The sequence below is a fragment of the Verrucosispora sp. SN26_14.1 genome, assembly GCF_004307965.1.
Classification (GTDB): Bacteria; Actinomycetota; Actinomycetes; order Mycobacteriales; family Micromonosporaceae; genus Micromonospora.
In genome coordinates this window covers 1-25,293 of the sequence record NZ_SISL01000004.1, presented here as the reverse complement: position 1 = coordinate 25,293, position 25,293 = coordinate 1, and the positions used below count along the sequence as shown (strand labels likewise).

The following is a 25,293-nucleotide window of genomic DNA, read 5'->3' as shown; positions in this document are numbered from 1 at the left end:
TTGTGATGCAAATGGATGAACGTTTAGATCTTGAAGATTTGGTTCGACGCGCAAAAGTTGGAGAAGTCTCGAATCGTGAGGTCGGGCGGGTTGCCGAAGTGCTGCGTGGTCCTGGCGGTTCGGAAACTTACCGTCTCCTCTATGTCCTCCTGAGGGTTGGCGCGCGCGAGCACGAGGATTTGGCTGCTCGGTATATTCGCTACTCGCCCGACCCGCAAGTCGCTGCTCTAGCTCTCAATTTTCTTTGTGTGCACTGGAAGCTCTTTCGCCGGTACCGTTCTGAAGTTGTTAAGGCGTTGAATGGAATGGAATGGGATTCACTGGATGAGCTGAAGCAGGCGGCGATATCTGCGACAGGGGAGTATCTGAGGTCGGCATCTGACCAATTCCTGCTTGACAAAATAATCAAACTGGCGGAATCGTATGAATTTGACCTGAGTGGCCGGTTTGCTGTCGAGGCGCTTGCTAGGGCGCTTGGGGAGCCGCGTGCGACGGCAGTATTTCCGCGAGGCGCAGAAGAGGGCCGCGAATGGGCTCAAAGTATCTTGCAGCGTGCGAATGCCAGATTGAGAGTCGATCCCCTGGCGGGATAGGTCCGTGCCCTTCAGCTTGTAACTCGGGTGGCAAACTTTGGAAGCACCTAGTGCCCCCGTTTGCCCCCAGAAACCCCAGCCAACGGTTGACCGGTGGCGACAATTGTTGATCACCATGGCCGGTTGTTTGCGCAGGTCAGCGCCAAATCTTGACAGTCGTTGACAACCCCGGTTTACAGGGTTCGAGAACCGTGTGTTAGAAGTTGAATCTTGCTTGTGATTCCGGGAGCTTGCCAGTCCGCAGGGGCAGGGCCCGGCAAAGTCGTGGACGTGTCCGAGATGAGGCATTCAGCTGAGAAGCGCCGGATTTGCGGGCAGCAAGGCGGGCATGGCCGGTTCAGATGATCATCAGGGTGTCGAAGCCTTGATCGTCCGAAGTGAGCCATGCCCGCGCTGCCATCATCGCTGATCTCGTCCTTGCCCTGCGCACCGGCTGTCACGGTGCCCGAAACCGCTGCTGGGCTGGCCGCTGCGCTGGCCGGCCTGCCGGATCCTCGCGCCCGTCGGGGCGTGCGGCACCGGTTGGCGGTCGTGGTGACTGCGGCGGTGTGCGCCGTTGTGGCCGGCTATCGCTCGTACACCTCGATCGCCGAGTGGGTCGCCGACGTCCCGGCCGCGACCGCGCTGACGTTGGGCATCGCACCGGACCGGCGTCCGTCGGAGGCAATGATCCGCAGACTCCTTCAGGCCCTGGACCCGGAGCAGCTCACCAGGGCGATCGGTGTCTGGCTCGCCGCACGGTCGACGACTACGCCGTCAACGGCGCGGCGGGCGATCGCCGTGGACGGCAAGACCCTGCGCGGCTCCCGCACCACCGATACCGCAGCCCGGCACGTTCTCGCTGCCTGCGACCAGACCACCGGCGTGGTCCTGCTCCACCGGCATCGACCTTCCGCACGCCGTCCAGGCTCTACAGGTCCGCCGCCGCAGACACCGCCTCGATCAGCCGAAACGCTTCACCACCGAAACCGTCTACGCCATCACCGATCTCCGCGTCCACCAGGCGAAACCCGCCCAACTGGCCAGCTGGATCCGCAACCACTGGTCGATCGAGAACAAGGTCCACTGGGTCCGCGACGTCACCTACGACGAAGACCGCAGCCAGATCCGCATCGGCACCGGACCCCAGGTCATGGCCGCCCTACGCACCGCCGCCATCGGCGCACTCCGCACCGCCGGCGTCACCAACATCGCCGCCGCCGGGGCCCCCAATTCGGATTGCGCGGTAGATCGTCCGGTGGCGCGGCGCGGCGCGTAGCGCCGGCGCCGGGCAGCACCTTCGCCCAGTTACGAGACGTCCTTTAGGGTCTAGTACTCCAGCCGCACCTGGTGGAGTTGGAGTCTTCGCTGGTAGTGGGCCGTTCTGGCGCGGTACTGGTGTCGGCGTCGCCATCGTGACCATCGATGGATGTGGTCGAAGGGTCGGGTGGTGGTGATCAGGTGTGCCAGGAGACGGCGGACCTCGCCGAGGGTAAGAGGAATGAGACCGTTATCGGATTCGGTGCCCCCTTTTTTGGCCTGCGCGGCGGTGGCGGTGAGGTAGGCGTGGGCGCATAGAACGAGCGTTATGTGCCGGTACCAGGCGTCGTACCGACGCACCTGGTAGTGATCCAGACCAACCTCGGTCTTGGCGGTCTGGAAACACTCCTCGACCGCCCACCGGGTCCCAGCGATGCGGATCAGATCCTCGTCCGGGATGCCTGCGGGGCCAAAGCACAGGTAGTAGGCCAGGTCCGTGGGGTCGGTGATGCTGCGGCGGATCAACAGCCAATGCCCGTATCCGTCGACGGTGCCGGGCAGAGAGGCCACGGCCCAGTCGTAAAGCCGTGGCCCTTTCGCACCGTCGCCGCAGCTACGACCCTTCCACGCCAGAGCCGGCGCGGCGGCGGCGAGAACGTCCGGACGAGAGTTGCCGGCCGTGGTCGGAACTCGCTGGTTGCGGGGCACGGCAAGGACATAGCCAACGCGCTGCTGCTGCAACCACGTCCGAAACTTCGAGTCCTGCCCGTATGCCTCGTCCGCGGTCACCCAGCGCGCCGGCAGCCCCGCCGCGACAGCGCGCTCGACCATCCGCAGCCCCAGCGCAGGCTTCGTGGCGAACCCGACGCCTGCCTCGATGCCAGCTTCGGCGCGGCGGGCGGGATCGTCGCACCAGCGGATAGTATCGACATCCGCAGCTATACGGCGGCCGCAACTCCGACGTCGATCATCCCCGCGAGCTGCTGAAACGTCAGATCAGGCAAGTGCGGCTGGAGTACTAGTACTCCAGCAGCATCTGGTGGAGGTGGAGTCTTCGCTGGTAGTGGGCTGTTCTAGCGCGGCATTGGTGTCGTCGTTGCCATCGTGACCATCGATGGATGTGGTCGAAGGGGCGGGTGGCGGTGATCAGGTGTGCCAGGAGACGGCGGAACTCGCCGAGGGTAAGGGATGAGGTCGTCATCGGATCTGGTGCCCCTCTTACGCGGCGGCGGCGGTGACGGCGAGGTAGGCGTGGGCGCACACATCGAGTGAGCGCCGACATCCCCCGGCGTGGTACGGCGGTACCACGCCGGATGGGCACCGTGGTCGGATGGCGGGCCGCCCGACCGTCCGTAACGTCGGCCCGGTGATCGAAGTTCACGACCTGACCAGGAGGTACGGCGGCGTCTCGGCAGTGCAGAACGTGTCGTTCCGCCTGGAACCCGGTGTCCTGCACGGGATCCTCGGTCCGGCCGGCGCTGGCAAGTCCACGACGCTGCGCCTGATGGTCGGGCTGGAACGGGTCACGTCCGGCCGGTGCCTGTTCGACGGCCGGTCCTACCGTGATCTGGCGTACCCGCTGCGGGAGGTCGGCGTCCTGCTCGCCCCGCCGCCGGCCCATCCCGGCCGCACCGGCCGCGACCACCTGCGGATCCTCGCCCGGACCCACGGGATCCCGGACCGCCGCACCGATGAGGTCCTGGAGCTGACCGGGCTGGCCGACGTCGCGCGGCTGCGGGCCGGCGTCTATTCTCCCGGCCTGCGGCAGCGGCTCGGCCTGGCCGGCGCGCTGCTGGGTGACCCGCCGGCCCTGCTGCTCGACGATCCGGCGGCCGGACTGGACCCGGACGGTGTCGCCTGGCTGCGTGCCCTGCTCCGGACGCTCGCCCGCGAGGGCCGGGCCGTCCTGGTCACCGGCCGCCTGACCGGGGAACTGGCCCGCGACATCGACCGGCTGATCATTCTGGGGCGGGGCCGGGTGCTCGCCGACGCTCCGGCGGCCGAGGTGATCGCACGGAACACGGTCCCGGCGGTGTGGGTCCGCCCGGACCGCTCGGGCGACCTGGAGAAGTTGCTGCGTGGGCACGGCGCGGCCGTCGCTCTGCGCCCGGACGGCCGCTTGGAGATCACGGGGCTGACCTCGGCCGACATCGCGGGGCTGGCCGCTCGCGCCGGGATCCTGCTGATCGAGAACACCCCGGTGGACGCCTGCCTCGATGACGTCTACCTGGCGCTGGCCCGCGGCCGATGATCCGCCTCGTCGCCGCCGAGTGGCTGAAACTCCGTACCCTGACATCGTTCTGGATCTGCGCGGCAACCGCGCTGGTCCTCACCCCCTCGGCCGCGGCGGTGTCCGGGCTCCTGGCCCCTGTGGTCCTCCAGACGGTGATCGTCGTGCTGGCGGCTGTCGTGCCCGGTGCGGAGTACGCCACCGGAACCATCCGGACGACCTTCCTGGCCACACCTCGCCGGGTCGCCGTGATGACCGCGAAGGCCCTGGTGGTGGCCGTGGTCGCGGCGGTGCTCGGGGCCGTGTGCCTGATGCTGGCGTACGCTGTCGTGACGCCGGTCGATGTGCGCTATGGCACAGTCGTGGGCCGGTGGGCCGTCGATATCGGATACTGCGTGCTCGTGGCGCTGTTCGCGTTCGCCGTCACGCTCGTCGTCAAGCACACGGCGTCCGCTGTCAGCCTCGCCCTCAGCGTCGTCCTGCTGGTCAGATTGGTGCTGATGGTGGTGAGCATGATGGTCGGGGCCGACCCGTCGACGGCTTTCTGGAACCTCTGACCCGTGGAGCCCGACACCGGGATCCGGGTCTTCTGGGCCCACCATCCCCACCTGGCCACCGTCATCGTCGTCGGGGTCAGCCTCACGGCCGGCCTCGACTTCGACATGCTGACCGGCGACATGACCCGCGCCAGTTGGTGGGCGGTGGCCGTCAACACGGTGATCTCGCTGGCGCTGATCTGGCGGCGGTCGTGGCCGTGGGCGGTGCTGGCGGTGACGGTGACCGGCGACGTCCTGTCCGGCGACACCCAGCTGATCGCGTTCGCCGTGGTGATGTATGCGCTGGTGGTACACCGCTCGTTGCGGGCTGCGACGATCGGCGCGGTGCTCTCGGTGGCCGTGCTCGGGGTGGTCACCTTCCAGCATGAGGGCCGCTACGGGCTCGGCCCCTTCATCGGCCTCTACGGCCTCGCGGTGATCATTCCGGTGCTGGTCGGCGCGACCGTCGCCACCCGCCGCCGGCACGTGCGGTCACTGGAGGACCGGGCCGCCCGGCTGGCCCGTGAGAAGGAGCAGGAGGGCAAGCTGGCCGCCGCCCGCGAGCGCGTGCGGATCGCCCACGACATGCACGACATCGTCGCCCACAACCTGACCATCATGGTCCGCCTGGCCGACGGCGCGACCGCGGTCGCCGACACCGACCCGGAGCGTTCCCGCAAGGCCGTGCAGCGGGTCGCTGCCCTGGGACGGGAGGCGATGACCGACATGCGCCGGCTGCTCGGCGTGCTGCGCGAGGACACCCCGGACACTCCTGGTGACCTGGAGAGCCTGATCGAGACGTTCCGGATCGCCGGCCTGCCGGTGACCCTGCGCCGCCACGGGCCGGATCCGTCCTCACCGGGTCTGCAGCGGGTGGTGTTCCGGGTCGTGCAGGAGTCGCTGACCAACGCGCTGCGCTACGCCGACAGGCCCACCGACGTCCTGGTCGACCTGGACTACGGCGACGACCCGATCCGGATCATGGTCGCCGACGACGGCCGGGGCACCACGCCGGCCCCGTCGGTCGGCAGCGAGCAGGGTCTGAACGCGATGCGCGAACGAGTCGCCATGTACGGCGGCACCGTCGAAGCCGGCCGTCAGGTGGTCGGGTGGACCGTCCGAGTAAGCCTGCCCCATCCCGCGGAAGGCGCCGATGTCTGAGATAACCCTGCTGCTCGTGGACGATCAGGAACTGCTGCGCGAGGGCATGGCCATGGTCCTCGGCGCGGCACCCGGCCTGCGTGTCGTCGGTGAGGCCGGCGACGGCCGGGCCGGTGCCCTGCTGGCCCGGGAACGCCGCCCCGACGTGGTGCTGATGGACGTCCGGATGCCGATCATGGACGGGATCGAGGCGACGCGGGACATCGTCGCCAACTGTCCCGGCACCCGGGTCCTCATCCTGACCACCTTCGACCTGGACGAGTACGCGTTCACCGGCCTGCGCGCCGGGGCCAGCGGCTTCCTGCTCAAGGACGCGCCCTCGGCCGACCTGATCGACGCGGTCCGCACCGTCGCAGCCGGCGCGGCGGTGGTCTCGCCCCGGATCACCCGCGCCCTGCTCGACCACTACCAGGGCGGGCGGGCCCCCGACCCGGCGGGCACGGGCCTGCTGGAGGAGCTGACCGCCCGGGAGCGCGAGGTGCTGGTCGCGATCGGCCGTGGACTGTCCAACCCTGAGATCGCCGGGGAGTTGTTCCTGTCCGAGTCGACGGTGAAGACCCATGTCGGCCGGGTGCTGGCCAAACTCGGGGCCCGCGACCGGGTGCACGCGGTGATCTGGGCGCACACGAACGGGCTCGTCTGAGTCGTGTGGTACCGCGGTACCACTCAGGATGAGCACCGTGGTCGGATGGCTGCCCGGCGGGGCGTCCGTAGTGTCATTCCCATCGACGAGGTCGATGAAAACGGCCTCTGAGCAGGAGAAACCCACCCCGCGTCGCGCCGGAAGAGGAATGTGTCATGACCACCAGAACCCGCGTCAACCCCCTCGTGATCTGGGTGCCGGTCTCGGTCGCCGTGCTCGTCGCCGCGTTCGTGGCCTGGATCGGCTGGCCGGCCGGACCTGCCCAGCTGCCGCAAGGCGCCTCGACTGTCGACGTCTATCTGATCAGTGACGAGCTGAGCGAACCGGCCGAGCGCGGCCAGACCGACGGTTGGTTCGGCGGTCTCGGCCTGCCGTGCGGCACCGACGCGTGGTACGTCGAGGCGAACAACACCGCGATGTGCGCGGCGCTGGACGGCCCGAAGGGCACCGTCGTCGTGAACACCAGGGACAAGCAGATCTCGCTGCCCGACGCGTCGCAGGCCGCGCTGAAGGTCTGGGCCACCGAGGCCGACGCCGGCACCGAACAGCACACCACCCGCGTCCTGCTGGTGCAGGACAGCACCGCGGTCGCGATCGTCGCCCTGGCCAGTCCGGCCACCGCCGCCCCGGTCGACTAGCCCCACACCCGAATCGCGTGACGGGCGCCACCGGCGTCCGCGGCCCAGTCGCGCCCCTTTCCGCAGACAGGAAGTCCGATGAAAACAAAAATCCCCCTATTTGTCCGCAGCGTGTTGAGTGCGCTTCTCGCCGTGGTGCTGGCCCCGGTCGCCGTCGTGGTTCCGGCACGTGCCGCCGCTGACTTCACCTGGCGATTCGACGTCCGCTACCCGGCCGAGCAGGAACACTTTGTCGAGCGGGCGCTCGCGAGCGCCTACCCCGCCCGCTACTACGACCTCGATGCCGACGACATGCCGCTCGACCCGGACGAGCTGGTCAAGCGGGACCTGAACTGCGATGTCGGCAGCATCGCCGACAAGACCGCCGATGAGCTCATCTTGTGCGGCCTGAGGAAGAAGTACAACGCGAACCCGGACGGCACGCTGCCGAAGAAGGTGGAGATCGAGCTCCATCAGGGCACGGACACGACCACGATCGAGATCAAGGACACCACGCCACCGGACGCGAACGGAGGAGAGTGGGCGTCGGCCGGAATGTCGATCGTCGGTAATGTCCTGCGGGTCTTCCTGGAGGCAGCCTGCCTCGACTACCGCGTCAACCGGGGGCACGTCGCTTCTGACCCGGTCGTGGTGGCCACCTGTGCCACCTTCGGCGAGGCACTGTCCAACTTCATCAGTCGTACTGCGGAGAACGCGAGGACCGGCCTGATCAACGACCTGCACGCCTGGGGCGCTGATGTCATTGCCGTGCTCGTCGCCGCCGGGGTTGCCGGCCTGTGGGAGTGGAAACTTGTCGGCCAGGTGGTGGACGATAAGGGGGAGTTCTTCCGACAGGTCGTGGCCGTCATCGACCGGATGGCGAGTGGTGTCGGCCGGGTCTGCCCGTTGTGCAGGACGTACCTCGGCTCCGTCTACAAAGCGCTGTACGACAAGTTCATCAGGTCCGCCCCGCCGGTCCCGGCGATCCCGCGGGGGCTGGCCGCGTTGCGGGTGATGCCGCTCGGTGACTCGATCACCTACGGCGTCGGTGTCGACAACCCGGACGGCACGGGATATCGCGCACGCCTCTTCGACGGGCTGAAGGACGACGCGGTGCTCGACCTCGTCGGCTCGCAGAGTTCGGGGACCCTGCCGGACAAGAACCACGAGGGCCATCCGGGCTGGCGGATCGACCAGATCGACCGGCTGGTGGAGTGTGCGATCCCGCGCTACCGGCCGAACGTGGTGCTGCTGCACATCGGCACCAACGACATGTCGCGCAACTTCGAGGTGGCCGGCGCTCCGGCTCGGCTGGACGCCCTGATCGGCAAGATCGTCACGCTGGCCCCGGAGACCACGCTGCTGGTGGCGCAGCTCGTGCCGGCGTACAACGCGGGCACCAACAACCAGGTGCAGGCGTACAACCGGGCTATCCCCGGCATCGTCGCCAAGCACGCAGCCGCCGGCAAGCGGGTCCGAGTGGTCGACATGAGCGCCGTGACCCGGGACGACCTGACCGACTCGGTCCACCCGAACGCCGACGGCTACCGCAAGATGGCCGACGCGTTTCTCGGCGCCGTCCGGGCCGCCCGCGCCGCCGGCACCATCGTCGACCCGGTCGGTGGGAGAGCCGACGCGTGCGCTGGTGAGGTCGGCAAGGCGCCCGACTCGATCTCAGACGGCAGCACCGCGTCCGGTACCGGGTGGCGCTGGGAGGGCATCGTCGCCCCGGGCGTCGGCGCACCCCGCAACCGGGTGCAGTTCGCGGACGTCGACGGCGACGGCCTGGACGACTACCTGGTGCTCGACGATCAGGCCAGGGTCAAGGCGTGGACCAACGCGCACACCCTCGGTGGCGGGTACGGCTGGAAGTATCGCGGGACGGTCGCGACCGGGGTGGGGGCGGTTCCGGAGAACGTCAGGTTCGCCGACGTCGACGGGGACGCACTCGACGACTACCTCGTGGTGGACGGCACCGGCCGGGTGTCGGCGTGGATCAACCAGTTCACCCCGGCGGGCGGGTTCGGCTGGTCGTACGCCGGGGTGATCGCCACCGGCGTCGGCGCCACCCGCGACCAGGTGCGGTTCGCCGACATGACCGGCGACGGCAAGGACGACTACCTGGTCGTCGACGATCAGGGCCGGGTCACCGCGTACGCCAACGCGTACTCGACCGCCGGCGCGTACGGGTGGTCTTCGATGGGGCAGGTGGCCAGCGGCGTGAACGCGACCCGGGACCGGGTCCGGTTCGCCGACGTCAACGGCGACGCCCGGGACGACTACCTGGTCGTGCACGACGAGGGGCACGTCAACGTCTGGTTGAACACGCTTCCCGCCCTGACCGTCCAGGCACCGGGAACCCGACCCCCGAGCATCGTGTGGCAGAACCACGGCCGCACCCTGACCGCCGCCGGCGTGAACCGCGACCAGGTCAGGTTCGCCGACATCAACGGCGACGGCAAGGACGACTACCTGTTGGTCGACTCCGCCGGCCGGGCCGCCGCCGCGCTCAACGACAGGTACGGCCGCCCGGACGTGTGGGACTGGCAGGGCGTCATCGGCCGCAACCCGGACCCCACGACCCGCAGCGGCATGGTCGACCTGACCGGCGACGGCCGAGCGGACTGGGTGGCGATCCGCGCGGACGGCAGCGTCGCCGCCTGGGTCAACCGGGTAGGCCAGGGCGGCGGTTACGGCTGGGACTACGCCGGAGCGATCACCACCGGCACCACTCCGGGCCGGGACCGGGTCCGGTTCGCCGACGTGGACGGCGACGGCAAGGACGACTACCTCGTCCTCGACGACAACGGCGCGACCCGGGCATGGCTCAACAGGTACACGCCCGACGGCGGCTTCGGTTGGAACTACGTCGGTGTCATCGCCCCGGGTGTCCAGGCACCCAAGGAACAGGTGCGGTTCGCCGACATGGACGGTGATCGCAAGGACGACTACCTCGTCCTCGGCGACGACGGCGGAGTGAGGGCCTGGCTCAACAGGCGTACCGCATCCGGGTGGGGCTGGGACTACGCCGGGTCGATCGCGCCGGGCCCGCACCCGGTGCGCGACGAGATCCACCTGACGGACCTCAACGGAGACTTCCGGGCCGACTACCTGCTGGTCGACGCCGCCGGACGCGCCTGGGCCTGGCTCAACGCGTACGGCAACAACCGCTTCACCTGGCGTTTCGACGGACTGGTCGCCTCCGGGGTCGGGGCGAGCGGCTCGCAGGTCAGGTTCGCCGACCTGAACGGCGACCGTCGGGCCGACTACCTGGTGGAGAGCCCGGACGGCCGGATCAAGGCGTGGACCTTCCACGGGTACGTGGTGAACGAGCCGGCGTCGCAGACGCCGATGCCCGGCGCACCGACCGCCCCAGACGTCGACATCACCTTCGATCCGTGTCTGCTGGAGGTGGCCAACCGGCTGCCCTGCTGACTCTCTCAACGAGCGCGACCGTCACCCGCCCCCGTCCGGCGGGTGACGGTCGCGCCACGACTGCGCCAACTCCACGCCGAGACGCTCGGCGGGGGCGAGGGTCGTCATGGGTACCGACGGCAGCCAAGACGACGTGCCCTCCGTCGGCGGGTCGTCCTCCGATTACGGGAGCAGGATGAGTTTGCCGCCGGGCCGCCCGGAGCAGCTGAGTTCGGCGGCCTCCTGGATGGCGTCGAGGGTGACGGTGCGGGCGATCGTGACGGTCAGGACGCCACTGCCGGCCAGCCGGGCTATCTCGTTCATCAGGTCGAAGCGCATGTCGATATACGTGATCCGGGTACCGAGTTCAGCCGCGACGGCGAAGTCCGAGATGGTCAGGACCCGGTCGGGGTTGCCGGTCAGGTCGATCAGGGCCGGCAGCGAACTACCGGACGGGCCGGTCTGGCCGGGGCGGTCGGCTCGGCCGGCGATCGGGGTGGTGGCGTCTCTCATATCAGCGAGGATCAAGCCACCCGTGATGCCTCACCGGCAGCCGACAAGGACTGGTCGGGGCGGTCAGCGGTAGGGTGTTGCGGGGCTCGCCAGCGGGGGAGCGATAGGCTGCATCCGGTTATGCCTTGAGGTTCGGAGGTGAGGTGCGCGGTGGGTACCGGCTACGAACCGATGAGCCTGGTGGTGTTGGCGACCCATCTGGCGGCTGCGGACAGCGATCGGATCCGTTGGAAGCTGGTGTGGGAGTTCCTGGAGGAGTATCGGTGGGAGCCAGCCGACGCCAAGGTAGGTCTGTTGCAGGATGAGCCCGGGCCCACCGGGGACGTGCGGTGGGATGCGCTGTTGGCAGCGCTCGCGGAGCATCTGCTCGCGCAGGCGGATCTTGCTCCGCCGGCGTGGGTCGAGACTCGGGTGCTGCGTCGGGCCTGGTTCCCGGCCGAGCTGGCCATCCACCGCGCTGATGCTCTGGCTTGGGCTCCGGCGGCGTTTCGGAAACATGGTGTGTATGTGTCGGTGCATGATTTGGCGGCGGCGTGAGCGGGTCGGACGGCGTCCTGATGGGGCGCGCGGAACTTGAGCGTGCGTTCACCCGCCTGGGCGAGCGGCTCGTCCGCCGTGGCGTCGTGGCTGACATCTTCGTGGTGGGTGGTGCCGCGATGGCGCTGGCCTATGACGCGAAGCGGGTGACCCGAGATGTCGATGCGATGTTCGTCCCACACGGCGTGGTTCTCGACGAGGCCCGTGCGGTGGCCGACGACCTGGGACTGCCGCCCTGGTGGCTCAATGAGCAAGCCAGTGTCTACGTCTCCGGCAAGACCGATCCGGGCCGACGGCGGGTCTTCGACCATCCCGGGCTGCGCGTCATGGCGGCTTCGCCGGAGCACATCTTCGCGATGAAAGCACTCGCGGCGCGGGCCCGCGACGTGGACGATCTCCGTACCTTGGCGGCGCTGGCCGGCGTCGAGTCGGTGGACGACGCCGTACGCCTGTGCAGTGACTTCTACCCAGACGAGGTGATTTCACCACGGGCAATGGGAGTCATCCGCGAACTCTTCGAATGAGCCTGCGCAGCGGTCCCAGCACTCGCCGCACGCCTCGGAACCAGTTCTCTTGGAGTTGCACCAGGCGTGAGCCGGACTCTTCGGCGCTGCCCGATCACTGCCGCTACTCGGCCTGACCTACCCCATGACTGACTTCAGTCACGCCTGGCGAACCGTCCAGATCCACGTCACCCAGGCACTGGACATCATCCGGCAGGACCTCCAGATGGCGATGCCGCCATCGGTAAACCCCCGACCGCCATCGCCGAGAGGTGGCCGACGTCGCAAGCCATGAGCACATCGACCAGCCCAAGCATCCCTTCGCCGCGATATCGGTCGATGACGTGACGCCCGTCCGCCAGCGTGACGGACCCGGCCAGCCGCCTCACGGCGGCGACAGCGGCTCCCTCGGTCGGATTCGTGGGCCGGTCTGTTCGGTGACGAGCAGGACCTGCTCAGCCTCGACCTGACGAATCCAGGCGCGCTTGGAAGCGCGGAGCCGAGCCCACCGGGGTGGGCATGTTGAGCGGCACCGCGGGCACTCCCGCGATCACCGTGCAGGTTGCCGACGACCTCGGCGGATATCCCCACCGATTATGTGAACACGCGCAACGCCTGCCCGACCGGATCAGAGGTACGTCGTGGCAAGCCTGGTGGGCGGCAGGTACTACCGATGTGCTGGAGAGCGGACACCCACCGCTGAGTGATCCATCCGATTCCGACCGTCGTTGCAACAGATCCTCCCGGCGGGCTGGCGGGTGCAGGCCATCCTCGCGCTGCACTACATCGAAGCCAACCCCTACGCAGAATGAAAATGGCTGTCCCGTACGTCGGACACCCTGGCCCGGATGGTGCCCTCGGGCCCGTACGATGGCCGGTGGTGCTGGTTCGTCCCGTCCGTACGGGCGGGACGTCGTAAGAGGGAACCCGGTGGGAGACCGGGACTGCCCCGCAGCGGTGAGTGGGAACGACCGCCGTCATTTGAGCACTGGGCCGTGAGGTCTGGGAAGCGACGGCCAGTAGGCGACCTTGTGTCATGCCCGCGAGTCCGAAGACCTGCCAGCGCTGCGTACACCGCCGGTGTGCGCCGCCGGCGGCCTCTCGGGAGGGCCTGGGCGGAAAGCCGGTACCCGAGGTGTACCCGTTTTCCCTCCCGTGTCCGCCGGGCACTTCGAGGGAAGGACCCCCTTGGTGAGTACCGCATTCGGTCAGAGCACCGTGCTCGGCTACCCACGCATCGGCGCCAATCGTGAGCTGAAGAAGGCTGTCGAGGCGTACTGGAACGGCAGCATCGACGCCGACGGCTTGGAGAGCACCGCCGTTGGGCTGCGCGCCGAGGTCTGGCGCACGCTGCGCGACGCCCGTCTCGACGCGATCCCGTCGAACGTCTTCTCCTACTACGACCACGTTCTCGACACGGCCTTCGCCGTCGGCGCGATCCCGACCCGGTTCACCCGGCTCGGCCTCTCCACGCTCAACACCTACTTCGCCATGGCCCGCGGCGTGGACGCCGAGCCGGCACTGGAGTTGACGAAGTGGTTCGACACCAACTACCACTACCTGGTGCCGGAGATCGACTCCGACACCGTGTTCACGGCCGATCCGGCCAAGGCGCTCAGGGAGTACGCCGAGGCCGCTGAGCTGGGCATCACCACCCGGCCGGTGCTCGTCGGTCCGGCCACGTTCCTGCTGCTGGCCAAGGGCGACGATCCGTTCGCCCGCCTCGACGACCTGGTCGAGACGTACGCGCGGATCCTCACCGCGCTGGCTGAGGCGGGCGTGGCCTGGGTGCAGCTGGACGAGCCCGCGTACGTCGCCGACCGCACCCCGAGCGAGATCGACGCACTGCGCCGCGCCTACACCCGACTCGGCGAACTGGCTGCTCGGCCGCGGATCTTCGTCGCGACCTACTTCGGTGAACTCGGCGACGCGCTGCCGGCGCTGCTGGGCACTCCGGTCGAAGCCATCGGTCTGGACCTGGTGGCCGGGCCGGGTAACCTGCATCGGCTCGCCGCCGCCGGCCCGCTGGGTGGCAAGACGATCGTCGCCGGCCTGGTCGACGGCCGCAACATCTGGCGTACCGACCTGCGGGCCGCCGTCACGGCCGGCGCGACGGTCGCCGGCCTCGCCGATCACGTGGCGGTGTCCACCTCCTGCTCGCTGCTGCACGTCCCGGTCGACCTGTCCGCCGAGACCCGCCTCGACTCCCGGCTGGCCGAGCGGCTCGCGTTCGCCCGGCAGAAGGTCGACGAGGTCGTCGTGCTCGGCCGTGCGCTGCGCGACGGCACCACGTCGCTGCCCGCCCCGGTGTCGCCCAGCCCGGCGCAGTGGCGTCACGACGATGTCCGTGGCCGCCTGACCGCTCTGCGGCCCACCGACCGGCAGCGCGGCGACTACGCCACGCGGGCCGCCCGCCAGCAGGAACGGCTCGGGCTGCCGGAGTTGCCGACCACCACCATCGGGTCGTTCCCGCAGACCGGTGAGCTACGCAAGGCCCGTGCCGCGCACCGGGCCGGCAGGCTCGACGACGCTGGCTACGCGTCGCGCATGCGCGCCGAGGTGGAGCATGTCATCCGCCTACAGGAACAGTGGGGCCTGGACGTGCTCGTGCACGGTGAACCGGAACGCAACGACATGGTGCAGTACTTCGGCGAGCAACTCGACGGTTTCGCGGCCACCGAGCACGGCTGGGTCCAGTCGTACGGCTCCCGCTGCGTCCGCCCGCCGATCATCTACGGCGACGTGGCGCGTCGGGCGCCGATGACGGTGGAGTGGTCCACCTACGCGCAGTCCCTGACCAGCAAGCCGGTCAAGGGGATGCTCACCGGTCCGGTCACCATTCTGGCCTGGTCGTTCGTCCGCAGCGACCAGCCGCTGGCGGACACCGCCGACCAGGTCGCGCTCGCGCTGCGCGACGAGTGCCGTGACCTGGAGTCCGCCGGGATCCGCGTCATCCAGGTCGACGAGCCGGCGTTGCGGGAGACCCTGCCGTTGCGCAAGAGCGACCAGAAGGCGTACCTGGACTGGGCTGTCGGCGCGTTCCGGTTGGCCACCAGTGGTGTCGCCGACGACACCCAGATCCACACCCATCTGTGCTACTCGGAGTTCGGTGAGGTGATCACCGCCATCGACGCCCTCGACGCCGACGTCACCAGCATCGAGGCGTCCCGGTCGAAGATGGAGGTCCTCGACGATCTGGCCGCGATCGGCTACGGCCGGGGTGTCGGACCCGGGGTGTGGGACATCCACTCGCCCCGTGTGCCGTCGCGTGACGAGGTGGTCGAGGCGCTGCGTCGGGCCGTCGCGGCCGTGCCGGCGCGGCGGTTGTGGGTGAACCCGGACTGCGGGTTGAAGACCCGCGCCTACCCCGAGGTCGAGGCGTCCCTGCGGCATCTGGTCGCGGCCGCCGCTGAGGTCCGCGGCAACTGACTTCGCTACGCCGGGCGGTCCCGTCGCGGATCGCCCGGCTCGACCCGGGAGTGGATATTGAACGTCGAATCGACTGCTTTCCGTGCCGCGATCGAGATGGTCCGCGCGGTGGAGCCGCGTATCGCCGATGCGATCGCCAAGGAGCTGCACGATCAGCGGGAGTCGCTGAAGTTGATCGCCAGCGAGAACTACGCCTCACCGGCGGTGCTGCTGGCGATGGGTAACTGGTTGTCCGACAAGTACGCGGAGGGCACGATCGGCCGCCGCTTCTACGCCGGCTGCCAGAATGTCGACACCGTCGAGGCGGTCGCGGTGGAGCACGCGACAGCGCTCTTCGGCAGCCCCTACGCCTACGTCCAGCCGCACTCCGGCATCGACGCCAACCTGGTGGCGTACTGGGCGATCCTGGCCGACCGGGTCGAGGTCCCGCATCTGCGCCGGTTCGGGCGGCGGCAGGTCAACGACCTCACCGACACCGAGTGGGCGCAACTGCGGAGCGCGTTCGGCAACCAGCGGATGCTCGGCATGTCCCTGGACGCCGGCGGCCACCTCACCCACGGCTTCCGGCCCAACATTTCCGGCAAGATGTTCGACCAGCGCAGCTACGGCGTGGACCCGGCCACCGGGCGCATCGACTACACGGCGCTGCGGGAGACGGCCCGCGAGTTCAAACCGTTGGTCATCGTCGGTGGCTACTCGGCGTACCCGCGTAAGGTCAACTTCGCGGTGCTACGGGAGATCGCCGACGAGGTCGGGGCGACCTTCATGGTCGACATGGCCCACTTCGCCGGGCTGGTCGCCGGCAAGGTCTTCACCGGCGACTTCAACCCGGTCGCGCACGCACACATCGTCACCACCACGACCCACAAGAGCCTGCGTGGCCCGCGCGGCGGGGCGGTCCTGGCCCAGCCCGAGCTCGCCGACCAGGTCGACCGCGGCTGCCCGATGGTGCTCGGCGGCCCACTCAACCATGTCATCGCGGCGAAGGCGGTCGCGTTCGCCGAAGCCCGTCAACCCGCGTTCGCCGCGTACGCCCAGCAGGTCGTCGACAACAGTCAGGCCCTCGCCGACGGGCTGATGCGGCGCGGCGTACGCCTGGTCAGCGACGGTACCGACAACCATCTCGTGCTGATCGACGTGCACCCGTTCGGCCTGACCGGCCGCCAGGCCGAGCAGGCCCTTCTGGACAGTGGCGTGGTGACCAACCGCAACGCCATTCCCCGGGACCCCAACGGCGCCTGGTACACCTCGGGCATCCGTGTCGGCACCCCGGCCCTGACCAGTCGCGGCCTCGGCGTCGGTGAGATGGACCAGATCGCCGACCTGATCCACACCGTGCTCACCAGCACCACGCCGGCCGAGGGCTCCAAGGCGAAGTACCAGATCGACCCGGCCCTGGCCGGCCGGGTCAGCAAGCAGGCCACGGAGTTGCTCGCGGCATTCCCGCTCTATCCCGGTGTCGAACTCGCCTGAGCGGCAACGGTCCGGGTGGCACCACCTCGTGTGCGTGCCACCCGGGCCGTCGACTCCTCCCGGATTTCCGGCCCGCGCGCCGCTTCAGATCAGGCCTGCGACGGTGGCGACCGTGTCGGCGAGGTCGCGGCACGGACCCACCACCCCCACGGCCGGTGTACTCGGGGGTGACCACCCCTTGCCGGCGATCACGACCGTGGGCCGCCAGCCCGACACGTCGGCGAGCGTCCGGAGGACCTCCGGCCCGCGGCAATGGCGGTCGTGACTCCACACCACGACGACGGTGGGTCGGCTCCGGCCGACCACGTCGGCGAGCGCGGCGGGTCGCAGCCCGGCACCCAGGTGCACCGAGGCGATCCTGTCCTCGGCGAGCGCGGCGGCCACGGCGTCCAGTGCCACGCCGTCGCGGCGTTCGTCGATGGCGACCAGGAGGACCCGCACCGGCGACCCGGCGCGCGGTCGAGGCACGGTGGCGAAGACCTCGCTCAGACAGCGGGCCAGCACACGCCGGGTGAGCGCTCGACGTGCCTCGCTGTATCGGGCTCGGCTGATCAGGATGAAGGCGGGGCCGGCCAGGGTGTGCCAGGTGTGCACCACGCCCTGTGCGGCGACCGCCGCGGTCAGCGTCTCCCGCAGGGCCAGCACATCCAGGCGGCGAGCGGCGCGGGCGATTCCACGGGCGGCGGCCTGGGTGTGGTGGTCGCCGGCAGGATTCTCGACGGGCTGTAGCGTCGCCTGTCGGCGAGCCTGCAGGGCGGCTTCCGCCGCGGACAGGCCACGCGCGGTCAGCTGGGCCATCACCGTGAGCACGGCCACGTCCTGTGGCATATACCGGCGGTGTTGGCCGGGATGGTGACCGCTGGGGCCCAGCCCGTACCGCTGGTGCCAGGACCGCAGTGTCGTGGGGGCCACGCCGAGCCGGCGGGCGAGTGCCCCGGCGGGCAGTGGCGATTCGGTCCTACTATGCGGGGCGTCCGGTACCGGGAGGTCCGGCGGTTCGGCGGACGGTTTGCGGTGCGGTGACCGGTCCTCGTTCATCGGTGTCCTCGCCGCATGGTCAGCGACCAGGTCTGCGCGGGTGGCGGTGCCGTGAGTGTCGCGGTCGCCGGGAGGCATGGAGTGGGCGGTGGCTCATGGTTTCGTTTCGGGTGCGGACGCTGGTCGAGGGAGTCGCTGGGCGCGCAGCAGGTCGCCGATTCGGCTGTCGACATCGCGCCGTGTGTCGCAGCAGGCGGGTGTGTCGAGGAGGACCTGCTGGATCTCGGTGAGCAGGTCGGTCAGGACTCGCATCTGGTCGGTCAGGCCACGGAATCGGGCCTCGCGCGCCCCGAGTTGCCGTCGCGCGGTGGCGAGACGTTCGTAGTCGGCGACCGGCAGGATGACGAGGTCTTCGCCGTTGACCGTCGCGCGCCGGGGCCGCAGGGGCTTGCTCATGGGGTGCTCCGCTCGTCGTGCGGGACAGGGGTGCCCGGCGTGTGGGCGGTCCGGATCTTCGAAGGGAAGGTTTGCGGTGCCCGGTTGACGATGTCTCGGGTGCCGGGGCCGCCGGTCCGGGTGGGTGTCCCCACCAGAACGGGGGCAGCGCACAGGCTGACGTCGAGGCGATCTCCGCAGCGTGCGCGGGTGCGGCCCCTGCGGGGCCTGCTCTTGAGCGTGATCAGCAGACGGTGGGGCCCGCCGATGCCGGCCGCCATGTGTTGCTCTCGGATCGGTGGCGCGCGCACCTCGGTCTCCTTCCGGCCGTGAAGACTCGGCACGGAGGGTGCGATCGAGCGCAGCACGGGTTACGTGCTGCGCTGATGGTCGACCCGCCCTCGAAGGTCACCGAGTCCGCCACATGCCTGTGCATGTGGGCAGCGGGCAGGTCTTCGGACTCGTGGGCGTGGCCGGGGATTCCGGGCTTCCTAGTGACCGTCACTTCCCGGACCCGGATGGGTCCAGTGTTTTCGACGGCGGTCGTTCCCACTCACCGCTGCGGGGCAGTCCCGGACTCACACCGGGTTCCCTCTTGCGCCACTACGACTGGATGCCGCAGCGGACCGGCTGCGAGGCAAGGATATCGCGTCAGAGACCGCGGACCGGCGGGCACGGGCACGCCATTGCTGTCGTGGACGAAGCGCTCGGCTGCGTCGTGCTAGACCTGCGGACGTCCAGGGTCGAGTAGACCGCTGGAGCGCATCGTGCGACGCACCGCTGGATGGTCGGCCGGCAGACCGTACCGGTGTCGGTACACGGCCAGGACGGCGTCCCGGAGGTGCGTTGCGGGCAGGGTAGCCGTCGACGCCGCGTGGGTGTCGGCGGCAAGCAGCCGCAGCCGGTGTGTGGCCGCCTGGTGTGGTGGCGCGTAGTCCCGAATCGGCAGTACCCGAACGCCCAGCCGTTGGTAGAAGGTGATGCGCCGCCGTCGCAGTGTCTGCTCGTCACGGTCGATGCCTGCCTCGTCGGGATCTTCGACGTCCAGCAGGACTTGGCTGCGGTGCTGTGCCGCCCAGCGGTGGCACAGCCGACGCCACAGGTGTGTGCCGAGTCCACGACCGCGCGCCGCGACGGCGAAGTAGCGCAGGAACACCCACGGCGTGTCGGCGAGGTCGCGGGAGACGGCGAGCCCGGCCACGGCGTCGTTGATGACCGCCACGATCACGTCATCCTGGAACAGGTCGCTGAACGGTGCCCGCAGCCCGTCCGGGAAGCTGCTGACGTACAGGGCTTCGACGTCGCCGAGCATGGCACTGTCTTGGGTGTCGGCCGGGATCAGGTCCATCGGAACGTGCCACCGATCATCGTGCGCAGCACCGGGATGTCCGCGATCCGGTCGGCCGCGACGGCCGTGAGGTCGTCGCCGAGGACGGTCAGGTCAGCGAGTTTGCCGACGGTCAGCGAACCGGTGCGGTGCTCCTGACGGGACGCGTACGCGGAGCCGAGGGTGTAGGCGCGCAGCGCCTGCCGGACCGTGATCTCCTCCTCGGGTGCGAACGGTGCCCCCGATGCGGTATGGCGGGTGACCATCGACTGGATGCCGAGCAGCGGTGCGCCGGCGACCACCGGACGGTCGGAGCTGCCGGGCAGGACCATTCCTGCGTCGAGCAGGGACCGCAGCCGGTAGGCCCAGGACACCCGGTCGGCGCCGAGTGCGGTGCGCATCCCGTCACCGATCTCGGCCACGAACCGTGCCTGCGGCACCGGCACCACCCCGAGCGCGGCAGCGCGGTGGACCTGGTCTGGTCGGGCCACGCCGAAGTGTTCGATCCGGTGACGTGCGTCCGGGCGGGGATGCCGGCGTTGCGCCTCGGCGTAGGCGTCCAGAGCGAGGTCGATGGCCGCGTCGCCGATGGCATGGGCGGCGATCTGCCACCCGCTGGCGTGTGCGGCCAGGATCGTCGCGCGCAGGCGAGCGGGATCCTGCTGCAGGTAACCGGTCTGGTCGGGCCGGTCGGCGTAGGGTCGGGTCAGAGCTGCGGTGCGTCCGATCAAGGAGCCGTCGAGGAAGATCTTCATCGGGCCCAGGCGGAGGAAGTCGTCGCCGAAGCCGGTGCGGATGCCGAGGTCCAGGCCGAAACTGATGTCGTCCTGCGGGTGGCCGCTGAGCGGGTGAAGCGCGTCGGCGGTGACCATGAGTTCGGTCCGTACGTGGAGCCGGTCCTGCTCTCGGGCGTTCTGGTACGCGGCCGCCTCGATGGGGCTCTTGCCGATCCAGCCGCCGCCGATGCCGGCCTCGACCACGCTGGTGATGCCCTCGCGCAGGTACTGTCGGCCGGCCCGGTCGATGGCGGCGGTCAACGCCTCGACCGGGTAGGGCAGGACCAGGTCGTGGGCCAGATGCTGCGCCTGCTCCTGAAGAAGGCCGGTGGGTCGGCCGTCGCGGTCGGTGACGACGCTTCCGCCGGGGACGTCTCGTGCTCGTTGGTGCAGGCCGAGGTGGTGCAGTACGCGGGAGTTGACCACGCACATGTGTCCGGACACGTGCTTGAGGAGCACGTGGTGGCCGGCGGCGACGGCGTCCAGGTCGTCGCGGTGCGGGTGCCGACCGAGGATGTTCTCGTCATACCCGCTGCCGATCAGCCAACTGCCGACGGGCGCCTGCGCGGCTCGTGCGGCGACGGCGGCCAGCAGTGCCTGCTGGCTGGATACCCGCAGGTCGATCTCGTCGAGAGTGAGTCCGTACCAGGCCATGTGGTGGTGCGCGTCGTGGAAGCCGGGCACCACGGTCGCCCCGTCCAGGTCGATCACCTGCCGGGCGGGAATCGCGTCGAGGGCGATGATCCGGTCACCACTGATCGCCACCGCATGGGCGTCGGCGCCGTCGACCGTGATGACGCGGGCGTTGGTCAGTAGGAGATCCGCGGTGCTCATCGCATGGCTTCCAGGAGAGTTCGGCACCAGTGCGGGTCGTTGCCGCACCGGCCGGGGCAGCCAACCCTGGTGGGGCCGGTCACGGTGACGGTCATGGGGCGCTGCGGTCGAGCTGGTCTTTCGCGACCCGTTCGGAGGGGGTGCGGGGTAGGTCGTCACAGAAGGTCCAGTAGCGCGGCACCTTGAACGCCGCCAACCGCTGCGCGCACCACTCGCGGAGTTCGTCGACTGTCGCGGCGCCCACGACGTAGGCCCTGACCTCCTCGCCGCGCAGGTCGTCGGGCACACCCACCACCGCGGCGAGGCGCACCTGAGGATGTGCCATCAGCACGTGCTCCAGCTCGGCGGCGGCGATGTTCTCACCACTACGGCGGATCATGTCCTTGATCCGGCCGACGTGGTACACGCGGCCCTGCGCGTCGAGGCGGGCCAGGTCACCGGTGGGCAGCCAGCCGTCGCGCCAGGGCGGCGGGTGACCGAGGTAGCCGTCGAACATGCCGGGGCCGCGCAGCAGCAACTCCCCGTCGGCGGAGATCAGCACCTCCCGGTGTGCTGCCGGCCGCCCAAGGCAGCCCGTACCGCGCAGTTCGTCATGCTCCTGCGGACCCACGCGGATGTCGGCGCCGGTCTCGGTCATGCCGAACGCCTCGTACCACTGCACGCCCCAGCGCTGCTCCAACTCCGCGTGCCGGTGGGCGGGGATGGCCGAGCACTGCACCACGCGGACCCGGTGATCGTGGTCGCGAGGGTCCGCAGGCATGGCCAGCAGCAGCGCGGGCATCGCCCCCAGACAGTAGAAGTAGGTCGCCCGGTAGCGGCGGACGTCCGACCAGAAGCTGCGCGGATGAAAGCCGTCGAGGACCACCAGCTCGGCGCCGGCCATCAGCGCGGTCACCACGTTCCACTGGGGGTCGACATAGCTGAACGGCTGCGCCGTGAGCATCACGTCCTTGTCGGTGATGTGGGGAAACTCCTCGACCAGGCTGGTGGCGAGGGTCAGCCAGTACCGGTGTGACAGCAGGCAGCCCTTGGGCGGGCCGGTGGTGCCGGAGGTGTACTGCACGTTGACCGTGGCGGCGGGATCGATCGGCTGCTGCGCGAAGCCGCCTTCCGGTGTCAGCTCCTCGACCAGATGGATCGACAGTGGCGTGGGTAGTGCGTCGAACAGCCGGCGGTGCGGACCGGTGGTGATGACGGTGCCCGCCCCTGAGTCGACCAGCACGTGCGCGGCGTCAGCGCTGCGGTACCTGATGTTGAGAGGAATGGTTGCCGCGCCGAGACGGGCCAGCGCCAGCCAGACCAGCGCGAACTCCGGCCCGTTGGGCAACATCACCGCGACCCGGTCCTCGGCGCGGACACCGCGGCTCCGCAGCGCCTGGGCGTATCCGGCGGTGAGCCGGTCCACCTCGGCGAACGTGACGGCGACCGGGGACGGGTCGAATCTCCAGGCGACCCGGTCGGGCCACCGCTGGGCGGCACGGCTGATCAGGGCGACCAGGTCAGCCGGTGGTTCAGTGACCATCCGAGAACTCCGTGCGGGGACCGGCGTGCTCGCCGCTTCGCGTGGTCAGCAGCGCATGGTCGACCTCGATAGTCAGCGCCTGCGCCAGAGTCCCGTCGAGGCCGAGGTCGAGCGCGCGCCGGGCCAGTTGCAGCGCCACCGGGGGCCGGCCTGCCAGGACGGCGGCGAGTTCACCTGCCACCTGCTCGTGTCCGCCGGCCGGCGCCAGCTTGCCGACCAGCCCGATGCGCAGTGCCTCGGCGGCGCTGACCCGTTCACCGAACAGCAGGAGTTCGCGAGCCTTGGCCAGCCCGACGAGATGCGGCAGCAGCCGGGACACACCGCCGGTCACGCTGAGTCCCACACCGACCTCCGGGAACCCGAACTCGGCGTCCTCGCTGGCGACCACCACATCGCAGGCGAGGGCGAACTCGCAACCGGCACCGAGCGCATAGCCGTGGACGGCGGCGAGGACAGCACCGGGATAACCCCTGATCCGACGGGTCACCTCCTGGATGCGGTCGATACGCGCCCGGACCTGTGGCAGGTCATCGCCGGCGGGCGGCTCCTTCAGGTCGTGCCCCGAGCAGAAGGCTCGGCCCCGACCGGCGAGCAGCACCGTGCGCGCGCCATCCACCTCCGCACGGTGCAGCGCGGCAAGGAGCCCGTCGACCAGTGCGGGTACGACCGCGTTCAGTCGGCCGGGTCGGTTCAGCCAGATCCGGGCGATCGGAGCTCTGTACTCGTAGTCCACTACCACGCCGCCACTCTAGCCACTCCCGATCGATCGGTCGATCGGGAGTGGGTGCGATAAGGTCGGCCCACGTCGAGTGGGGGAGGCGTATGGAGGCGCGGCACAGGGTGCGGGCCGCCGCGCTGGAGCTGTTCGCCGAGCGCGGTTTCCACGGCACCGGGATCCGCGACCTCGCGCAACGCGCCGGCCTGTCGACCGCGACGCTCTATCACTACATGGGTACGAAGGAAGAACTGCTCGCCGAGATCATGCGCAGCAGCATGGACCTGCTGCTGCAGGCGGCCACCCGGGTCGGCGTGCAGGGCGCCGCAGTCGACCGGGTGACCCGGCTGGTCCATGTCCACGTGCTGGCTCACGCGGCCCGGCCACTGCACACGCGGGTCGTCGATGACGAGCTCCGCGCCCTGTCCCCACCGCTGCGTGTCGAAATCATCGGGTTGCGGGACCGCTACGAGCGACTGTGGCAGGCCGCGATCATCGATGGTGTGGCCGACGGCGTCTTCCACCTCCGGGCGCCGGACGTGGCGCGTCGGGCGCTGCTGGAGATGTGCAGTGGCGTCGCGCGATGGTATCGGCCGGACGGGCCGCTGTCGGTGGAACAGATGGCCGCGCGCTACACCGAGCTGGCGCTCAACCTGCTCGGTGTGGCCGGGCCGGTTCCCGACCTCGACACGGCCATCGCCTGCGACGCGTACCGCCTGGTCGCCGAGTTGTGGCCGGAGGACGCCGCGTAGCGGGCGTCACCACGGACGGAGTGGCGGCTCGGCTATCGGCGGTCCACCGCGTAGGGGATGACGGTGTGCCGGTTCTCGTCGATCAGGAGTCCGCCGGCGGCGGGTGGACGTGCGCGTTGGGCGCAGTCGCGGCGTTCGCAGATACGGCAGCCGAGGCCGATGGGGGTGGCGGTGCGGGGATCGTCGAGGGTGATGCCGTCGCTGTAGACGAGCCGGTGGGCGTGGCGCAGTTCGCAGCCGAGGGCGACGGCGAAGGTGCTGCGCGGGCTGTGGTGTCCGCGTCCGCCGTGGGTGACGGTGCGGGCGATCCAGAAGTAGCGTTTGCCGTCGGGCATCTCGGCGACCTGAGTGAGGATCCGTCCGGGGGCGGCGAACGCCTCATAGATGATCCACAGTGGGCAGGTGCCGCCGAAACGGGAGAAGTGGAAGTCAGTCGCGGACTGTCGTTTCGAGATGTTTCCCGCCCGGTCGACGCGCAGGAAGGCGAAAGGCACGCCTCGTAGTGTCGGTCGCTGCAGGGTGCTGAGCCGGTGGCAGGCGGTCTCGAAGCTGACACCGTAATGCCCGGCGAGCAGTTCGACGTCGTAGCGCACCTGTTCGGCCTGGCGGTGGAAGTCGGTGTAGGGCATCAGCAACGCGCCCGCGTAGTAGTTGCCCAGGCCGATGCGGGCCAGCGCGGTCGCCGGCGGTGAGGTGAGGCCGGCGGCCAGCTCACGGATCTGCTCTCCGTGTTCGAGGAACGCCAACTGTGTGGCCATCTGGAAGGCGCGTTGGCCGTCGGTGTGGTTGGCGGCCAGGTGGAGTACGCGGCTGTCCGGGTCGTACCGGCGTGACTCGGCGGTGGGAGCCGTGATGACCACCCGGACGCCGTGTTGGTCGCGTAGGTGTCGACCCATCGCCTCGGTCGCCCGGCCTGGCGTCAGACGCAGTCGGCCGGCGAGATGCTCGGCAGCGGTGTCCAACGGGTCGAAGTGGTTGTAGTGCTCGTAGAAGAAGTCGCGCACGGCGTCGTGCGGCTCGCCGAGCAACGGCGGGCTGCCGGTGGGCCCGGCCAGGGCGGCGGCCC

22 protein-coding genes, 1 pseudogene and 2 riboswitches are annotated in these 25,293 nt (G+C 69.6%); of the genes and pseudogenes, 14 read left to right on the top strand and 9 right to left on the bottom strand.

The window, feature by feature from the left end:
• Positions 1 to 11: 11 nt before the first annotated feature.
• The 3 genes and pseudogenes from EYA84_RS00730 (at position 12) to EYA84_RS00725 (ending at position 1,851) form a co-directional block, all read left to right on the top strand.
• Positions 12 to 593, top strand: coding sequence for a hypothetical protein (locus EYA84_RS00730; protein ID WP_131051030.1), 582 nt, complete (start codon positions 12 to 14; stop codon positions 591 to 593).
• Between the two features lie 384 nt (positions 594 to 977).
• Positions 978 to 1,265 (top strand): annotated as a pseudogene (locus EYA84_RS33225) (transposase family protein); the annotation flags it as partial.
• 49 nt (positions 1,266 to 1,314) lie between these two features.
• Positions 1,315 to 1,851 carry a hypothetical protein gene (locus EYA84_RS00725; RefSeq protein WP_236145530.1) on the top strand — a complete coding sequence of 179 codons (537 nt, stop codon included), beginning with the start codon at positions 1,315 to 1,317 and terminating at the stop codon, positions 1,849 to 1,851.
• Positions 1,852 to 1,901: 50 nt separating this feature from the next.
• On the opposite strand, the gene EYA84_RS00720 is transcribed toward EYA84_RS00725, so the two are convergent.
• Positions 1,902 to 2,711 carry an IS701 family transposase gene (locus EYA84_RS00720; RefSeq protein WP_236145528.1) on the bottom strand — a complete coding sequence of 270 codons (810 nt, stop codon included), beginning with the start codon at positions 2,709 to 2,711 and terminating at the stop codon, positions 1,902 to 1,904.
• Between the two features lie 487 nt (positions 2,712 to 3,198).
• Here EYA84_RS00720 and EYA84_RS00710 point away from each other — a divergent pair, with 487 nt between their 5' ends.
• From EYA84_RS00710 to EYA84_RS00685, 6 genes are all read left to right on the top strand, one after another.
• Positions 3,199 to 4,083 carry an ATP-binding cassette domain-containing protein gene (locus EYA84_RS00710; RefSeq protein ID WP_236145519.1) on the top strand — a complete coding sequence of 295 codons (885 nt, stop codon included), beginning with the start codon at positions 3,199 to 3,201 and terminating at the stop codon, positions 4,081 to 4,083.
• Complete coding sequence (locus EYA84_RS00705; protein WP_131051026.1) at positions 4,080 to 4,619, top strand: hypothetical protein; 540 nt, start codon at positions 4,080 to 4,082, stop codon at positions 4,617 to 4,619. The genes EYA84_RS00710 and EYA84_RS00705 overlap by 4 nt, the downstream gene beginning before the upstream one ends.
• Before the next feature lie 3 nt (positions 4,620 to 4,622).
• Entirely contained in the window at positions 4,623 to 5,759 is a 1,137-nt protein-coding gene (locus EYA84_RS00700) for a sensor histidine kinase (RefSeq protein WP_131051025.1), read from the top strand.
• On the top strand, positions 5,752 to 6,402 hold the full coding sequence (locus EYA84_RS00695; RefSeq protein WP_131051024.1) for a response regulator transcription factor: 651 nt from the start codon (positions 5,752 to 5,754) through the stop codon (positions 6,400 to 6,402). The genes EYA84_RS00700 and EYA84_RS00695 overlap by 8 nt, the downstream gene beginning before the upstream one ends.
• A gap of 155 nt (positions 6,403 to 6,557) precedes the next feature.
• Complete coding sequence (locus EYA84_RS00690; RefSeq protein WP_131051023.1) at positions 6,558 to 7,040, top strand: hypothetical protein; 483 nt, start codon at positions 6,558 to 6,560, stop codon at positions 7,038 to 7,040.
• 111 nt (positions 7,041 to 7,151) lie between these two features.
• Complete coding sequence (locus tag EYA84_RS00685; protein WP_161594870.1) at positions 7,152 to 10,454, top strand: FG-GAP-like repeat-containing protein; 3,303 nt, start codon at positions 7,152 to 7,154, stop codon at positions 10,452 to 10,454.
• A gap of 162 nt (positions 10,455 to 10,616) precedes the next feature.
• Here EYA84_RS00685 and EYA84_RS00680 read toward each other — a convergent pair whose 3' ends face one another.
• Complete coding sequence (locus EYA84_RS00680; protein ID WP_131051021.1) at positions 10,617 to 10,946, bottom strand: zinc-binding dehydrogenase; 330 nt, start codon at positions 10,944 to 10,946, stop codon at positions 10,617 to 10,619.
• A 150-nt stretch (positions 10,947 to 11,096) separates the two neighbouring features.
• On the opposite strand from EYA84_RS00680, the gene EYA84_RS00675 reads away from it, so the two are divergent.
• The 4 genes from EYA84_RS00675 to EYA84_RS00660 all read left to right on the top strand — a co-directional run bounded on the left by EYA84_RS00675 (position 11,097) and on the right by EYA84_RS00660 (position 16,888).
• On the top strand, positions 11,097 to 11,483 hold the full coding sequence (locus EYA84_RS00675) for a hypothetical protein (protein ID WP_131051020.1): 387 nt from the start codon (positions 11,097 to 11,099) through the stop codon (positions 11,481 to 11,483).
• Positions 11,480 to 12,007, top strand: a complete 528-nt coding sequence (locus EYA84_RS00670) for a DUF6036 family nucleotidyltransferase (protein WP_131051019.1) — start codon at positions 11,480 to 11,482, stop codon at positions 12,005 to 12,007. The genes EYA84_RS00675 and EYA84_RS00670 overlap by 4 nt, the downstream gene beginning before the upstream one ends.
• 846 nt (positions 12,008 to 12,853) lie before the next feature.
• A riboswitch (cobalamin riboswitch) is annotated at positions 12,854 to 13,065 on the top strand.
• 112 nt (positions 13,066 to 13,177) lie between these two features.
• The gene (gene metE, locus EYA84_RS00665) at positions 13,178 to 15,415 is read left to right on the top strand and encodes a 5-methyltetrahydropteroyltriglutamate--homocysteine S-methyltransferase (protein ID WP_131051018.1); all 2,238 of its coding nucleotides are present in this window, start codon (positions 13,178 to 13,180) and stop codon (positions 15,413 to 15,415) included.
• Positions 15,416 to 15,472: 57 nt separating this feature from the next.
• Positions 15,473 to 16,888, top strand: coding sequence for a glycine hydroxymethyltransferase (locus EYA84_RS00660; protein WP_394347538.1), 1,416 nt, complete (start codon positions 15,473 to 15,475; stop codon positions 16,886 to 16,888).
• A gap of 84 nt (positions 16,889 to 16,972) precedes the next feature.
• Here the strand turns inward: EYA84_RS00660 and EYA84_RS00655 are convergent, their stop codons facing one another.
• From EYA84_RS00655 to EYA84_RS00630, 6 genes are all read right to left on the bottom strand, one after another.
• Positions 16,973 to 17,926, bottom strand: coding sequence for a MerR family transcriptional regulator (locus EYA84_RS00655; RefSeq protein ID WP_131051016.1), 954 nt, complete (start codon positions 17,924 to 17,926; stop codon positions 16,973 to 16,975).
• Positions 17,927 to 18,019: 93 nt separating this feature from the next.
• Entirely contained in the window at positions 18,020 to 18,322 is a 303-nt protein-coding gene (locus EYA84_RS00650; RefSeq protein ID WP_131051015.1) for a hypothetical protein, read from the bottom strand.
• 407 nt (positions 18,323 to 18,729) lie between these two features.
• Positions 18,730 to 18,947, bottom strand: a riboswitch (cobalamin riboswitch).
• A gap of 75 nt (positions 18,948 to 19,022) precedes the next feature.
• Positions 19,023 to 19,649 carry a GNAT family N-acetyltransferase gene (locus EYA84_RS00645; protein WP_131051014.1) on the bottom strand — a complete coding sequence of 209 codons (627 nt, stop codon included), beginning with the start codon at positions 19,647 to 19,649 and terminating at the stop codon, positions 19,023 to 19,025.
• Entirely contained in the window at positions 19,640 to 21,238 is a 1,599-nt protein-coding gene (locus EYA84_RS00640; protein ID WP_131051013.1) for an amidohydrolase, read from the bottom strand. Before EYA84_RS00640 ends, EYA84_RS00645 begins: the two co-directional genes overlap by 10 nt.
• 91 nt (positions 21,239 to 21,329) lie before the next feature.
• Positions 21,330 to 22,760: an AMP-binding protein gene (locus EYA84_RS00635; RefSeq protein WP_131051012.1), complete on the bottom strand. Its 1,431-nt coding sequence runs from the start codon at positions 22,758 to 22,760 to the stop codon at positions 21,330 to 21,332.
• Entirely contained in the window at positions 22,750 to 23,499 is a 750-nt protein-coding gene (locus EYA84_RS00630; protein WP_131051011.1) for an enoyl-CoA hydratase/isomerase family protein, read from the bottom strand. The genes EYA84_RS00635 and EYA84_RS00630 overlap by 11 nt, the downstream gene beginning before the upstream one ends.
• An 83-nt stretch (positions 23,500 to 23,582) precedes the next feature.
• Here EYA84_RS00630 and EYA84_RS00625 point away from each other — a divergent pair, with 83 nt between their 5' ends.
• Positions 23,583 to 24,227 (top strand): TetR/AcrR family transcriptional regulator, encoded by a 645-nt coding sequence (locus EYA84_RS00625; RefSeq protein ID WP_131051010.1) that lies wholly within the window; start codon positions 23,583 to 23,585, stop codon positions 24,225 to 24,227.
• A 32-nt stretch (positions 24,228 to 24,259) separates the two neighbouring features.
• Here EYA84_RS00625 and EYA84_RS00620 read toward each other — a convergent pair.
• A partial coding sequence (locus tag EYA84_RS00620) for a short-chain fatty acyl-CoA regulator family protein (RefSeq protein ID WP_131051009.1) occupies positions 24,260 to 25,293 on the bottom strand: 1,034 nt, incomplete at its 5' end.

Bases quoted from the DNA above. Each gene is read 5' to 3' on its own strand.
- EYA84_RS00695 (WP_131051024.1), top strand. From the start codon at position 5,752: ATGTCTGAGATAACCCTGCTGCTCGTGGACGATCAGGAACTGCTGCGC.
- EYA84_RS00690 (WP_131051023.1), top strand. From the start codon at position 6,558: ATGACCACCAGAACCCGCGTCAACCCCCTCGTGATCTGGGTGCCGGTC.
- EYA84_RS00730 (WP_131051030.1), top strand. From the start codon at position 12: ATGGATGAACGTTTAGATCTTGAAGATTTGGTTCGACGCGCAAAAGTT.
- EYA84_RS00645 (WP_131051014.1), bottom strand. From the start codon at position 19,649: ATGGACCTGATCCCGGCCGACACCCAAGACAGTGCCATGCTCGGCGAC.
- EYA84_RS00650 (WP_131051015.1), bottom strand. From the start codon at position 18,322: ATGAGCAAGCCCCTGCGGCCCCGGCGCGCGACGGTCAACGGCGAAGAC.
- EYA84_RS00705 (WP_131051026.1), top strand. From the start codon at position 4,080: ATGATCCGCCTCGTCGCCGCCGAGTGGCTGAAACTCCGTACCCTGACA.
- EYA84_RS00680 (WP_131051021.1), bottom strand. From the start codon at position 10,946: ATGAGAGACGCCACCACCCCGATCGCCGGCCGAGCCGACCGCCCCGGC.
- EYA84_RS00625 (WP_131051010.1), top strand. From the start codon at position 23,583: ATGGAGGCGCGGCACAGGGTGCGGGCCGCCGCGCTGGAGCTGTTCGCC.
- EYA84_RS00635 (WP_131051012.1), bottom strand. From the start codon at position 22,760: ATGGTCACTGAACCACCGGCTGACCTGGTCGCCCTGATCAGCCGTGCC.
- EYA84_RS00640 (WP_131051013.1), bottom strand. From the start codon at position 21,238: ATGAGCACCGCGGATCTCCTACTGACCAACGCCCGCGTCATCACGGTC.
- EYA84_RS00655 (WP_131051016.1), bottom strand. From the start codon at position 17,926: ATGAACGAGGACCGGTCACCGCACCGCAAACCGTCCGCCGAACCGCCG.